At 62.8% G+C, this 13009-nt stretch carries 11 protein-coding genes; 5 read left to right on the top strand and 6 right to left on the bottom strand.

Translation table 11 applies throughout. From position 1 onward, the window contains the following. Positions 1 to 60: 60 nt before the first annotated feature. The 4 genes from BLP96_RS04025 to BLP96_RS04010 are packed head-to-tail and all read right to left on the bottom strand — an operon-like array spanning position 61 to position 5019. Positions 61 to 1608: an aldehyde dehydrogenase family protein gene (locus BLP96_RS04025; protein ID WP_089683409.1), complete on the bottom strand. Its 1548-nt coding sequence runs from the start codon at positions 1606 to 1608 to the stop codon at positions 61 to 63. After that, a complete protein-coding gene (locus tag BLP96_RS04020) occupies positions 1605 to 2513 on the bottom strand; it encodes an NAD(P)-dependent oxidoreductase (protein ID WP_089683408.1) in 909 nt (302 codons plus the stop codon). The genes BLP96_RS04025 and BLP96_RS04020 overlap by 4 nt, the downstream gene beginning before the upstream one ends. Positions 2514 to 2525: 12 nt before the next feature. Further along, entirely contained in the window at positions 2526 to 3707 is a 1182-nt protein-coding gene (locus BLP96_RS04015) for a M20 aminoacylase family protein (protein WP_089683406.1), read from the bottom strand. 16 nt (positions 3708 to 3723) lie between these two features. Continuing rightward, positions 3724 to 5019 carry a DUF3100 domain-containing protein gene (locus BLP96_RS04010; RefSeq protein WP_089683404.1) on the bottom strand — a complete coding sequence of 432 codons (1296 nt, stop codon included), beginning with the start codon at positions 5017 to 5019 and terminating at the stop codon, positions 3724 to 3726. A gap of 228 nt (positions 5020 to 5247) precedes the next feature. On the opposite strand from BLP96_RS04010, the gene BLP96_RS04005 reads away from it, so the two are divergent. The 4 genes from BLP96_RS04005 (at position 5248) to BLP96_RS03990 (ending at position 9917) form a co-directional block, all read left to right on the top strand. Beyond that, entirely contained in the window at positions 5248 to 7131 is a 1884-nt protein-coding gene (locus tag BLP96_RS04005) for an autotransporter outer membrane beta-barrel domain-containing protein (protein WP_089683401.1), read from the top strand. A 185-nt stretch (positions 7132 to 7316) separates the two neighbouring features. Then, entirely contained in the window at positions 7317 to 7580 is a 264-nt protein-coding gene (locus BLP96_RS04000; protein WP_089683399.1) for a BrnT family toxin, read from the top strand. Then, complete coding sequence (brnA, locus tag BLP96_RS03995) at positions 7570 to 7839, top strand: type II toxin-antitoxin system BrnA family antitoxin (protein ID WP_089683396.1); 270 nt, start codon at positions 7570 to 7572, stop codon at positions 7837 to 7839. Before BLP96_RS04000 ends, brnA begins: the two co-directional genes overlap by 11 nt. Before the next feature lie 116 nt (positions 7840 to 7955). Then, positions 7956 to 9917 (top strand): polysaccharide biosynthesis protein, encoded by a 1962-nt coding sequence (locus BLP96_RS03990; protein WP_245682154.1) that lies wholly within the window; start codon positions 7956 to 7958, stop codon positions 9915 to 9917. Positions 9918 to 10007: 90 nt separating this feature from the next. Here the strand turns inward: BLP96_RS03990 and BLP96_RS03985 are convergent, their stop codons facing one another. Together BLP96_RS03985 and BLP96_RS03980 are read right to left on the bottom strand one after the other, a co-directional pair. Then, positions 10008 to 11267: an O-antigen ligase family protein gene (locus BLP96_RS03985; RefSeq protein ID WP_143005066.1), complete on the bottom strand. Its 1260-nt coding sequence runs from the start codon at positions 11265 to 11267 to the stop codon at positions 10008 to 10010. Positions 11268 to 11294: 27 nt separating this feature from the next. Further along, positions 11295 to 12416 carry a glycosyltransferase family 4 protein gene (locus tag BLP96_RS03980; protein ID WP_245682153.1) on the bottom strand — a complete coding sequence of 374 codons (1122 nt, stop codon included), beginning with the start codon at positions 12414 to 12416 and terminating at the stop codon, positions 11295 to 11297. A gap of 313 nt (positions 12417 to 12729) precedes the next feature. Between BLP96_RS03980 and BLP96_RS03975 the strand changes: the two genes are divergently transcribed. Then, on the top strand, positions 12730 to 13009 hold a 280-nt coding region (locus tag BLP96_RS03975; RefSeq protein WP_143005065.1), incomplete at its 3' end, for a transposase.

Raw genomic sequence — 13009 nt, 5'->3', positions numbered from 1 at the left:
CTGCCCGAAAACGGGCTGCGCTCGCCGGCTTTTCGGACACCGCCTGGCTGCTGCTCCTGCCTAGCTGCTGCCGTAACCCGCCGCCACGCTCGCCTGGGGCGCCGTTTCGACCCAGACGCTGCGGGTGGTGGTGTACTCGCGCAGCCCGTCCGGCCCGCTGGAGCGGCCGTAGCCGCTGTCGCCGAAGCCGCCGAACGGCGACATCACGTTGATGCTCTTGTAGCCGTTCACCCAGACGGTGCCCGCCCGCAGCTGATGAGCGACGCGCAGGGCCTTGCCGGTGTCCTGGCTCCACACGGCGCCGGCCAGGCCGAAGCGCGTGCCGTTGGCCAGGGCCACGGCTTCGGCTTCGTCGCGGAAGGTCAGCACCGAGAGCACCGGCCCGAAGATCTCTTCGCTGGCGACGCGCATTTCCGGGGTGACGTCGCCGAGAATCGTCGGCGCCAGGAAGTAGCCCTGGGCCTCGTCGGGTAGCTCTGCGGGGCGTTCGCCGCCCGCCAGCAGGGTGGCGCCTTCGGCGAGGGCCTGCTCGATGAGCTGCTGCACCCGCCGGTATTGCGCGGCGTTCTGCAGCGGCCCCATGCGTGCCGCCGGGTCGTCGGGCAGGCCCACGCGAATGGCTTTCACCGCCTGCGTGAGGCGCGCCAGGAACGCTTCGGCCACGCTCTCCTGCAGCAGCAGGCGCGAGCCGGCCACGCAGCTCTGGCCGGCGGCGGCGAAGATCGCCGCCTGGGCGCCGGCCACGGCATCGTCGAGGGCGGCATCGGCGAACACGATGTTGGCCGACTTGCCGCCCAGCTCGAGCACGCTGGGTACCAGCCGGCTGGCGCCGGCCTCGGCGATGCGCCGGCCGGTTTCGGGCGAGCCGACGAAGACCAGCTTGGCGATGGCCGGGTGCGAGGTCAGCGCCGCGCCGGTCGACGGCCCCAGGCCGTTGACGATGTTGATCAGCCCCGGCGGCAGTTCGCCGGCGCGTTCCAGCAGCCGCGCCAGGATGGCGGAGGTGATCGGGGTTAGCTCCGAAGGCTTGAGGACCACGCCGTTGCCGGCCGCCAGCGCGGGGGCCAGCTGCCAGCCGCAGGTGAACAGCGGCGCATTCCAGGGCGTGATCTGGCCCACCACGCCGTAGGGAACGCGCTGCACGTAGTTGAGATGGGAAGAGGGCACGTCGATGACCTCGCCGTGCTGCTTGTCGCACCAGCCGGCGTAGTACTCGAACATCTCGCGGACCTTGCCGACCTCGCCGAGGCAGTCGCGCTGCGGTTTGCCGGCGATCAGGCTTTCCAGCCCCGCCAGGCGCTCTTCGTGGCCATCCAGCCCGGTGGCGGCCCGGTAGAGGCGCCGGCCCCGCTCGCTGGCGGTGAGCGCCATCCATTCGCGCTGGGCGCGCTCGGCGGCACTGGCGGCGGCTTCCACGCGTGCGGCGCCGGCGTCGCGATAGCTGAGCAGCGGGGCGTCGGTGACCGGATCCATCAGCGTGACGAGTTCGCCCTCGCCTTCGACGAAGCGGCCGTCGATCCAGTTGGCGGCCAGCGCATCGGCCGTCAGGCCGTAGGCGTCGAGCCGCTCGGCCAGCCGCTCGCGGGCTTGCTGATTCAGTGCGTTCATGAGCGGGTCTCCTCTTCGCGGTTTCGGGCACCCAGTTCGTCCGTCGACAGCATGCGCTGGACGATGCGGTTGAAGTCGTCGCTGTCGTCCAGCGCCGGTTCGTCGTCGTGCCAGGCGTCGACCACGGCGCGCATCAGTCCTTCCGGCATGCCCAGCCCTTCGGCCGCCTGGCGCGCCAGGCGCAGATCCTTGCGCATCAGCCCCGTGGTGAAGCCCGAGTCGAAGGCGCCGGAGAGCACCCAGCGGGGGAAGTTGACCTCGCTGACCGCGCTGCGGCCCGAGCCGCTGTTGAGCCCTTGCAGGCAGGCTTCGGGGTCGACCCCGGCGCGGCTGGCCATGGCCACGGCTTCGGCGGTGGTCAGCAGGTGCGCGGCGCACAGGAAGTTGTTGGCGAGCTTGACCACGTGGCCGCTGCCGGCGTCACCCACGTGGGTGATTCGGGCCGCCAGGGCCTCGAGCAGCGGGCGGGCGCGTTCGAGGGTGTCGGGCTGGCCGCCGATCAGCATGCCGAGCTGGCCGCTGTGCGCGCCGCTGGGGCCGCCGCTGACCGGGGCGTCCAGCCACGCCAGGCCGGCGTCGACGACCCTGGCGGCGAGCTCGCGGCTCTCTGCGGGATCGCTGGTCGAGGTGTCGACGATCAGGCTGCCGGCCGGTGCCCGGTTCAGCAGGCCGGGGCGGCTTTCCAGCACCTCGCGAACCTGTGCCGAGGTGGGCAGCGAGAGCAGGTAGGCGTCGGTGGCGGCCAGCGATTCCATGGGCGCCGTGGCGATGCCGTCGGCTTCCAGGCGCTGGCGCGCGGGTTCGGCGATGTCGGTGCCTTGAACCTCGAATCCGGCGCGGTGCAGGGTCAGGGCCATGCCTCGGCCCATGTTGCCAAGGCCGATCACGGTAATGCTCTGGATCATGGGTAACTCCGGTCAGCGGTGGGCGCCGTGGCGGTCGAGCAGGGTGGCGACCAGCTCGACCCAGTACGCCACACCGAGGGGCAGCAGGTCGTCGTTGAAGTCGTAGTGGGGGTTGTGCAGCGCCGCGCTGCGTTCGCCGTTGCCCAGCCAGATGTAGGCGCCGGGGCGCTCGTTGAGCATGAAGGCGAAGTCCTCGGAGGCCATGCTCGGCGGCAGGTCGCGATGCACCCGGGCGATGCCCGGCAGGCCTTCGAGCACTTCGGCACAGCGCTGTGCCTGCTCCGGGGCGTTGAAGGTGGCGGGGTAGCGCGGTTGGTAGTCCAGCTCGGCCTTTAGGCCGTGCAGGCCTGCCACGCTGTCCACCACGTCCGCGAAGCGCTTCTGCAGGCGCTGGCGCAGGGGTTCGTCGAAGCAGCGCAGGGTGCCGCGCAGTTCCACGCGCTCGGGGATCACGTTGAAGGCGTCGCCGGCGTGGAACTGGGTGACGCTGAGCACCGCCGTTTGGTGGGCCGGCGTCTCGCGGCTGATCAGCCCCTGCAACTGGTTGACCAGCTGGCAGCCGGCGAGGATCGAATCGCTGCCGAGGTGGGGCATGGCGGCATGGCAGCCGTTGCCGTGAAGGGTCAGGGTGAACACGTCGAAGGCGGCCATCACCGCGGTGTCGTGCACCGCGGCCTCGCCGACCGGCAGCCCCGGCCAGTTGTGCACGCCGTAGACCGCTTCCATGGGGAAGCGCTCGAACAGCCCCTCCTCGACCATCACGCGGCCGCCGCCTTCGCTCTCCTCGGCGGGTTGGAAGATGAAGTGCACTCGCCCGGCGAAGTCGGGCCGCTGGGCAAGCTGACAGGCGGCGCCGAGCAGCATGGTGGTGTGGCCGTCGTGGCCGCAGGCATGCATCTTGCCGGGCACGCGCGAGGCGTGCCCGACGTCGTTGAGCTCGGTGACGTCCAGGGCATCGATGTCGGCGCGCAGGCCGATGCTCGGCCCGTCGCCCAGTCGCCCCTGAAGCGTGGCGACGATACCGGTGCCGCCGCCCAGCCCGCTCACGAAGGGCAGGCCGGCCTGCTCCAGGATCTCGGCGATCCGCCGTGCGGTGCGATGTTCCTCGAAGGCCGTTTCCGGATGGCGGTGGAAGTCCTGCCGCCACTGGCGAAGCGTGGCGGCATCGGTCGTCGGACAGTCGAAACGGTTCATGGTCGTCCTTTGCGAGTTACAGCAGCAGGTCGGCGATGACGGCCGAGGCCACGAAGGTACCGGTGAACACCAGCAGCGCGATGATCACGAGCTTCCAGCCCGCCTGACGGAACATCGCCAGTTCCCGCTTGGTGAGCGCCAGACCGGCGTAGGCCAGCACGGGCGTGACGATGGCCAGGAAGTTCACCGAACTGAGCTGTTCCACGAGCCAGGCGCTGCCCGGCACCCACGGCAGGGTGGCCACGATGCTGACCAGCGAGACCCAGGCCACGCCCGGCAGGTAGAAGGGCGCGTGACGGGTGATCGCCAGCCCCGCCATGGTCATGACGTAGAGAATCAGCATGCCCGGCAGTGCGGCGATGAGGCCGTCGCCGTTGATGGTGTTGGCGACCCAGGCCACGCCGCAGGCGGCCGCGACGACGATGGCGCTTTTGCCCAGGTTGCGCTCGGGACGCTCTTCCTCGGGGACTTCGGAGGCTGCCGCCGAGTCGGTGACCTGAGCGCCCACCGGCTTGACCTGGCGCTTGCCGGAGAGTGCCGCATAGAGCTTCTCGGCGAGCGGCAGGGCCACGAACAGCGACAGGTAGAGCCCGGTGGCGTAGGTCATCAGGTTGCTGGCGCCGGCGAAGGCCAGCAGCTCTTCCTTCATCTCGGGCAGCGAGCCGGCGATTGCCGCCGAGCAGGCGGCGACCATGCTGCCGCTGCCGACGCCGCAGGCCATGGCCAGGGCGCGCGGATCGAGGAAGTCCAGCGAGGTGAGGTAGCCCGCCATCAGCGCGAACCACAGGGTGCCGAACATGGTGCCCACCACGTAGGTGCCCATCACGCCGATGCCTTCCGGGCCCTTGAGGCCGTACTTGTCGGAGATCACCGCGATGTTGGGTTCGCGGGCGATGGAGTAGGTGGCGCCGATGGCTTCGCGGCCCATCTTGAACACCAGCACGGCGATCGGCAGGGCGATCAGCATGGTGCCCAGGTTGCCCAGCTCCTGAAGGATCAACGCCGGGCCGGCACTGATCAGGTCTTCGATGGCCGGGCCGATGGTGGAGCCGAAGCGGGCGATGAACGGCATGATCGACAGCAGGATCAAGGGCCCCGCTGCGTGGCTCACGTGATCGGGGATGACTCGCCCCGCCATGCGGTTGACGTTGGGATTGACGAGCACACCGATGATGAAAGCGTAGAACAGGGGCAGCAGCAGCAGCGTGCCGGGGCCCATGGGAACGCGAAGAATGCCAATGGCTTCGGAGAGTAGCGAGATCAGAATGACGAGCGCATGAAGGCGCCAGTCCAGTAGCTTGGAAAGGGGCATGGGTCATCCTTCCTGGTCGGGTTTGTGATTGTTGCTATGCCAGCGGCTTGCCCCTCGGAGTATTGTCAGCCCTCGTGTACTAATGAAAGGCGATGGGTGTTCTGATTTTAAGAGCATGCATGGCTTAACGAAAATGTCACGCGAGAGAGGCGATTTTTTTAAAGTCACCCGTTTCCGAGCCGATAGGCCACTAACGTTTCGAAACAAATAATAACGTTGGAGACCCGCATGACGACCCTGACGCCCCGCTTCCGACCCGCTTTGTTGGCCGCTGCCTGCGCCGCGCTTCCGGTCGCCGCCCACGCCGATGTGCTGACCGAGTTCACGCTCGAGGATGACCACACCTTCGAGGGCGGCTTGTCGATCAACTGGGACGAGATTAGCCGCGCCAATCTGGATAATGGCGATATCGCATCGGGAAGCTACGATTTCAACTTCATCGCCCAGGAGCTGGACGTGCAGGCCTCCGGCGAGTACCTGATGGGCCAGAGCCGGGCGCCGGTGGATACCGCCATGATGATCTATCGCGGCGTCTTCGACCCCGAGCGGCCGGGCGACGGCTTCGTCACCGGCAACGACGACTATACGAGCCAGGTCGACGGCAGTGACATCGGCGGCGACCTGCAGGCGCAGGGACTGGAGCCGGAAGAATGTGGACGTTCTGCGAGATTATGCCCGGCTCTGAACCTCGAGCTGGACGGCGGCCAGCGCTATACCGTGGTGATCTCGACCTATTCGCCTGGTAGTGAACTCGGTTATCCGCTGTCGTTCTTCGTGTTCGGGCCGGGTTCCGTGGTGGTGGTCGGCGAGGAGGGCGTTTTCGAGGTGCCGGTGGAAGGCAGCCGCAACCAGTCGGGTGGGGCCTATCTGGATCGCGTGGTGAGCGAGCTGGGCCTGAGCGACCCCGACAGCCCAGTACTCGATGCCTTGGCCGCCCAGGCCGGGCTGAACGAGGTGCAGCGTGCCCGCTTCGTCGAGAGCATGAGTTCCAGCGTGTCGCGCGGCGGTGTGCGCGATGCCAGCGTCAGCGCCAACCGCAGCATGCTCAACACCCTGGGCAAGCGCTTCGCCAGCACCGGCATGGGCGGCCAGATGGGGTCGAACCTCGAGCTCGCCAGCACCCTGGCCGGGCAAACCGCCCAGCAACAGCGGGAAAACTGGGCCTCGCTGGGTGCGGCCGAGCTGGATGCCAGCGTGATGCGCTACGGCGACCACGAGTCCGTCGAGGGCCTGCTGGGCATGGCTTCGCAGCTTTCCTACCAGGGCGAAAGCGCTGCTGGGCGAATGAGCAGCTGGGCCGAGGGGTACGTGAGCAAGGGCTCCGGCGACGACTACGACTTCCGCAGTTACGGCGCCATGCTGGGCATGGATCGCTGGCTGAGCGATAGCACGCTGGCGGGGGTGTTCGTAGGGGTGGGCCGCGGTCGCGTCAAGGGCGACGATGCCGCCAATGCGCGCACCGAGATCGATAGCGTCAACGTTGGCGCCTACACCGCCTGGCGCCGTGATGCGGTGATCCTGGATGCCACTTTGATGGCCGGTTTCGGCGATAACGAGCATCGTCGCGAGATCGCCGGTGCGACCACCGAGGTGGTGGAGGGCAGCAACCGCAGCGAGGACGTGACCCTGGCGCTGGGTGCCAGCTACGTGATCGAGATGGACGAGGGGTGGGAGTTGGTGCCCAATGCGCGATTGATGCATAGCTGGTTGCACCAGACCGACTATGAGGAACGCGGCAACTCGGCATTGACCATGGAGTACGGCTCGCAGCGCCAGGAGGTATGGCGCACCAGCCTGGGCGTGGATGCCGGTTATGTGGTGCGGCGCCGGGACGACAGCGTGATTCACCTCACCGGCGGCCTGGCCTGGGGCATGCGCAATCAGTCCGGTGGCGGCACGCGGGCTGCGCTGAGTGCCGACGCTGGCGCCGGCAGCTTCGTGGTCACCCCGGACGACCGCACCGTGCACAGCGCCGACGTGAGCTCCGGCCTCAGCTGGGAGCGCGAACTGCCCGGCCAGGCCAGCGTGGCGATCAGCGGCCAGTACGAGGGCTCGTTCGCCGACCGTGAAACCGAACACGGTGCGCGGCTTGCCGTGGCGTATCGCTGGTGATCGCTGGAGGCGTAGCTTTTCGCTATGCCGTTTTACGATTCGAGCGTTGCTTCAAGGCAGGACCAACGAGCCCTGACGATGTCGTCGTCAGGATTCGATGAGCCCGCTGGAGTAGGTGTCTATACCTGTGGTCGATTGCATGGCGGCTCTTTGCGGGATGAGTAAAAAGGGAGTAATTTATACTCATGGATGAGTTCGAATACGACGACATCAAGAGTGCTGCCAATCTGGAAAAACACGGGATCGATTTCGAAACGGCGAAGGCGCTTTGGAGAGATCCGCTCCTACTGGAAGTTCGGGCAAAATCCGAGGATGAAGAGAGATTCTTGCTCATCGGCAGGATTGGCGAAAAGCACTGGTCTGCCGTTGTCACATACCGAGGACAGCGCATTCGACTGATATCCGTCAGGCGCTCACGCCGAAAAGAGGTGGAACTGTATGAAAGCTAAAGATTTCGATAAAAAATTCGAGGAGGGTCAGGAAGATATCGTAGAGGATCTGGATCTCTCCACGGCGCGTCGTGTCAACCAGGAGCAAAAGCGTATCAACGTGGACTTTCCTGCTTGGGTCGTGGAGTCCTTGGACCGGGAAGCGGCACGCATTGGCGTCACTCGGCAGTCGATCATCAAGGTCTGGCTGGTGGAGAGGCTGCAAGCGGAAGCTGCCAACAAGTCGAACGATGGCGGCGCTGCAGGTAACGCACATTAGCGGGGCGATAGCCCTTTGGCATCGTGACGGCCGCCGCAAGGCTGGCGTTGTGCACGCTGCCTCGCTTCCCTAAACTTGTCTTCCTTCCATTCCTTTCAACAGTCAGGACCACGACCGTGGCACGTTCCGACCGTCTACATCGCCGGCTGACGACGCTGAGCCGGGCCAAGAAGCGCCTGATCATGGTGGCGGCCGACCTGGTCGCTCTGCCGATGGCGCTATGGTCGGCCTATGCCCTGCGCTTTGCCGAGTGGTGGCCGGGGCGCTACATCGAGCCCTTCTGGTGGCTGTTCCTGGTGACGCCCGTCGTGGGGGTGTGCGTGTTCGCGCGCCTGGGTCTCTACCGTGCGGTGGTGCGTTTCATGGGGCCGCAGGCGTTGTGGGCGGTGGTCAAGGGCTCGGCGCTGCTGGCGGTGCTGATGTGGGCCACGGCGTTCTTCTATCAGTGGCAGGGCTTTCCGCGCTCGGTGCCGGTCAATTTTGCGCTGGTGACGCTGGTTTACGTCGGCGGTACCCGTTTGCTGGTGCGCAGCTACTATCACTGGCTGATTCGTCACTATACCGAGAAGGAGGCCGTGGCCATCTACGGCGCCGGCGGTGCCGGGGCACAGCTGGCCCTGGCGCTGTCCAGCGGCCGCGAGTTCTTCACGGCGGCCTTCCTGGACGACGATCCGGCACTGTGGGGCAGCACCATCAAGGGCGTGAAGGTCTACGATCCGGCGGCTTTCCGCAGCGTGGCTCGTCAGCTCAACATCGGCCGCGTGCTGCTGGCCATGCCGACTGCCACCAAGGCGCAGCGCAAGCAGGCCCTCGACAACCTGGCCGACATGCCGGTGCACGTGCAGACGGTGCCTTCCATGCCGGAGATCGTGTCCGGCGAGGCCAGCGTCGATCAACTGCGCGAGGTGGAGCTGGAAGACCTGCTGGGACGCGATCCGGTGCCGCCGCGAGCCGAACTGATCGATGCCAGCGTGCGCGACAAGGTGGTGATGGTAACCGGCGCCGGCGGCTCCATCGGCAGCGAGATGTGCCGGCAGGTGATGCGTGGCAGCCCGCGCGCGCTGGTGCTGTTCGAGATCAGCGAATACGGCCTCTACTCCATCGGCCAGGAACTGGAAGCGCTGAAAGGCGAGCTGGCCGGCGACTTTCCCATCTATGCGCTGCTCGGCAGCGTGTGCGACCGTGCGCGCGTCGAAGCGGTCATTCGCCATTACGGCGTGCAGACCCTCTATCACGCGGCGGCCTACAAGCATGTGCCCATCGTCGAGAACAACGTGCTGGAAGGCGTGCGCAACAACATCGAGGGCACTCGCGTGGTGGCGGAAAGCGCTGCACGCCTGGAGGTGGAGCGCTGCGTGCTGATCTCCACCGACAAGGCGGTGCGCCCCACCAACGTGATGGGGGCGACCAAGCGCATGGCGGAACTGGTGCTGCAGGATCTGGCCGCGCGGCGCGACGCGGGTAAGGCGCATCGCACCATTTTCTCGATGGTGCGCTTCGGCAACGTGCTGGGTTCCAGCGGCTCCGTGGTGCCGCTGTTCCGCCGACAGATCGAGCAGGGCGGGCCCGTGACGGTCACGCATCCTGACATCACCCGCTTTTTCATGACCATTCCCGAGGCCGCCTTGCTCGTCATCCAGGCGGGCTCCATGGCCGAAGGGGGCGATGTCTTCGTGCTCGACATGGGCGACTCGGTCAAGATCGTCGATCTGGCACGGCGCATGATTCAGCTCACCGGGCTGGAAGTGAAAGACGAAGAGCATCCGGCGGGCGATATCGAAATCGTGTTCACCGGCTTGCGCCCGGGTGAAAAGCTCTACGAGGAGCTGTTGATCGGCGACAACGTGATCGGCACTTCGCATCCCAAGATCCTGCGTGCGCAGGAGGAGCGGCTACCCTCGGAGGCGTTGGAAACCCTGCTGGACGGCTTGCGGGATGCCGAGCAGGGCATGGATTGCAACCTGGCCTGCGAACTGCTCAAGAAAGGGGTGAAGGGATTCGCTCATAGCGGAGAGGTGGTGGACTTGCTACCACCGCACACGGTGGCTTCGTTTTCCAAGGTGCGTACGCTTCAGTAGTGCGTCGACCCTATACGAGGACATGCTAGAATGGCCGGCCTTTGCCGGCCATTTACGTGGATGGTGTTGTGAAGCTTCATGCTCTAACGTTCATGGAGCCCACTTGGGATCATTAGATAGATGTAGATACAAGATAATGGCATACATGAAGCCAAAGAGGTGGATCATGCGCCTTTGATCAAAGAGCGTTATGGTCATTCCAGCGACTGCATAGACAATGAACACCGTTAGTCCGACCATGCCTATGGCCAGGGCGCGATGGTCCCCTCTAGTCAGTTGTCGAAAATTGATGGCTAAAGGGAAGGCTAGTAGCAGTAAGAAACTGCCCAGGCCGAAAACGCCCTTGGCCGCCAACTCGAATAGGTACTGGTTGTGCGGTTCGGTCGTGAACCGGTGCATCGACGGTTTGAGCTCCCCTTCTTCAATCGACTCTTTCAGTCGTTCCCCATGGCCTGAAAACCCAGCGCCAAACAGTGGAGAAGACTCGAAGGTTTGCCATGCATTGTCCCATAGCATGAAGCGTATGCCAATGGATGTATACATATCGCCGTTCTGTTGTTTTTCGATATCTTCTATGGTTGCCCTGACCCGGTTTTCAACGCTATCGATTTGCCATAGAACAGCGAAAATGAGAGCGAGTGCCGAGATGACCGACGCGATAGCCATGCGGTTGTTGATGTGACGTATCGCCAACATAAGCGCTGTCATGACGAGCATCGCGAATGCCGCAATCCAAGCGCCTCGTGAAAGCGACCATAGAACGGCCAGGCAGCCGAGGAAAAGGCCTGATAGGCACCAGGCCCATAGCCAAGGGGTGGTTCTTTTTTCATATACCAATGGTAAAGGAGAAAGTGCTGTCAGTAATACGGATGCATTGGCGAAGTGTATTGCATGTGTGACTCCTTCAACGCGGACGCCTTGGCCGCCCAGTCGATACCATATGCTGTACAGGCCCATCGATATTGCTCCAAAAGCAAAGCTCCTGAATATGAAAGTGGGTGAGGGTCGTAATATGAATAGGTAAAACAGGAAGAAGGGCGTGATCAATAATAATAGATGCCTTTCTAACCGAGAGCCTGCCATGTCGCTATTGTCGATCAGCCAAAAGTTTGCGGCGGAAAGCAGAACGTACAGCAAGAGCACCAGCATGCCTGCCCTGATGGGTATGTCGTCGATCAATGGTAGCGAGTGCCGGTATCGAAGACAAAGTGCTGCGAGTCCGATCAAGCAGAAAATATACCAAAGGCCGCTGCTTGTATGTTCAAATATGAAGCCGAATGCCGGAAATATGGCAATCAGGCCCAATCCTATAGGGCGAAATTTTAGTGTCGTTTGGCTGATCAATTCCAATGTCTCTCGAGTTGTCTCGATGGATGCTCATTTGTTGAATTGCGAAAATTCCGCGGCCAGCTTTTCGCGCTGCTTTTCGTGTGAATATTCTTCGGAAAGCGCTGAAAGAGCTAGGCCAAGCTTGGCGCTATCTCTTTTTATTACGGACAAGAGTCGTTCTGCCCATAAATATTCATTTTCATCTTCGACTATTAGTGATGGAAATTTTTCTCGCAATAGTTCGGAAGCTCCTACCCAGGGTGAAAGTAGAACCGGTATACCGCATGCCATCGCCTCGAGTGCTACGCAGCCAAATTCCTCGATTTTGGCTGGCAGCACGAAGAGGTCAAGGGCACCATAGATTTTTTCGACATCCGGTACCGTTTGCATCCAGACAAACTTGTCCGAAACGCCAGCGGACTCTGCTTGTTGCAGGTATTCGGTTTTCTTTCCCTTGCCTACGACAAGGAAACGGAATTTATCGGGTTCTATCTCATTGAGTGTGGAAGCGAGTTTAATGAAAAACTCAACATTGCGTTTCTTGAAGTTCCCTGATGTGACTAGACCGATAAGGCATTCGTTTCTATTTACCCCCAAGTCCGACCGGGTTGAGTCTCGGTGACGTGATGCTGACTCGAGGTTGAATTTTTTCGGATCATAGCCAGGGTAGTGTATCTTTATCTTTTCATCGGGAATGGCGTAGCGCGACTTGAAGTCATTAGCCATTAATTGAGAGTTGGCAACGACTTTCTGGAATGACTGCCTGGTAAGAATTTCATCATGAATGGTTGCGACGTCACTGGGGCTTTTTCGATTTCCGAAGATTCGTTGCTCCGCCAGGTGAACGCAATTGTGCATGAAGAGAATGTCGTTTGTGTCTACATCGCCATGGCTTATGATGAGATCGGGTCGGTTTTTCCGACACCAGGCTGAGACGCGCATTTGATACCAGCGACGGCGAAATGCCCCTTTGAAAGGCCAGCGTGTGACTTTGGCTAATCTAATGCCATGGTTAGATACCAATTCAGTATCACCTTTTTCACATATGATGGCGACACGAAACCCCATCTCGCTGAGCAGTTGTGCCTGATGGAGTGCGATTCGCGTTGCGCCAGTCATCTTGGCAACTTGGCGGATGGCAACTGCAGCGAGCGGGCGAGTGTCGTTCACGGCAAGCGTTCCAGTCTCGAAAGGTAGGTGAGGCAAACCCGCAATCGTACAGGATGACGCAGAATATGCAATGCCATGATGGAGGCTGGCCGGGCTTTGCGTTTGCCTGCCCACTCATCCATCTACTTGTTATACTTTATCTATCTGATGAATGGTGGAGTGCTGTGGAGCCATCCGTTAGAAGAGACGGATGCCATTCGGGTAGAGATGCATGATCATTGGTTGGATCGACAGGGTGGGCACGGAAGAAAAGTGATCTTGCCCAGCAGCAGTGGACACCTCGTTAAGACAGTACACTGAGACGAGGTGACCCATGGCAAGGCAAGCAGCTTCGATGAAGAAGACCCGTACCCGCTACTCCCAGGACTACAAGGCCGAGGCACTGGCCCTCGCCGACCGTGTCGGCATCAGTGCCGCCGCCCGAGAGCTTGGCCTGCAGCCCAGCCAGCTCTACCAGTGGCGAGCCAAGGCCCAGCAGCAGCAAAGCGCCTCAGAGCGCGAGCAAGCCCTGGCCGACGAGAATGCCCGGCTCAAGCGTCAACTGGCCGAGAAGTCGGAAGAGCTTGAAATCGCAAAAAAAGCCGCGGTGTACT

Source organism: Billgrantia gudaonensis, from assembly GCF_900100195.1.
GTDB classification, from domain to species: Bacteria; Pseudomonadota; Gammaproteobacteria; order Pseudomonadales; family Halomonadaceae; genus Halomonas; species Halomonas gudaonensis.
The sequence above is the reverse complement of the archived record's forward strand: the minus strand, read 5'-3'. Positions and strand labels throughout refer to the sequence as shown.

What these genes read in the sequence shown, in the direction of transcription:
- BLP96_RS04000 (WP_089683399.1), top strand. Translation starts at nt 7,317, where the DNA reads ATGGATGAGTTCGAATACGACGACATCAAGAGTGCTGCCAATCTGGAA.
- BLP96_RS04005 (WP_089683401.1), top strand. Translation starts at nt 5,248, where the DNA reads ATGACGACCCTGACGCCCCGCTTCCGACCCGCTTTGTTGGCCGCTGCC.
- BLP96_RS04010 (WP_089683404.1), bottom strand. Translation starts at nt 5,019, where the DNA reads ATGCCCCTTTCCAAGCTACTGGACTGGCGCCTTCATGCGCTCGTCATT.
- brnA (WP_089683396.1), top strand. Translation starts at nt 7,570, where the DNA reads ATGAAAGCTAAAGATTTCGATAAAAAATTCGAGGAGGGTCAGGAAGAT.
- BLP96_RS04025 (WP_089683409.1), bottom strand. Translation starts at nt 1,608, where the DNA reads ATGAACGCACTGAATCAGCAAGCCCGCGAGCGGCTGGCCGAGCGGCTC.
- BLP96_RS04020 (WP_089683408.1), bottom strand. Translation starts at nt 2,513, where the DNA reads ATGATCCAGAGCATTACCGTGATCGGCCTTGGCAACATGGGCCGAGGC.
- BLP96_RS04015 (WP_089683406.1), bottom strand. Translation starts at nt 3,707, where the DNA reads ATGAACCGTTTCGACTGTCCGACGACCGATGCCGCCACGCTTCGCCAG.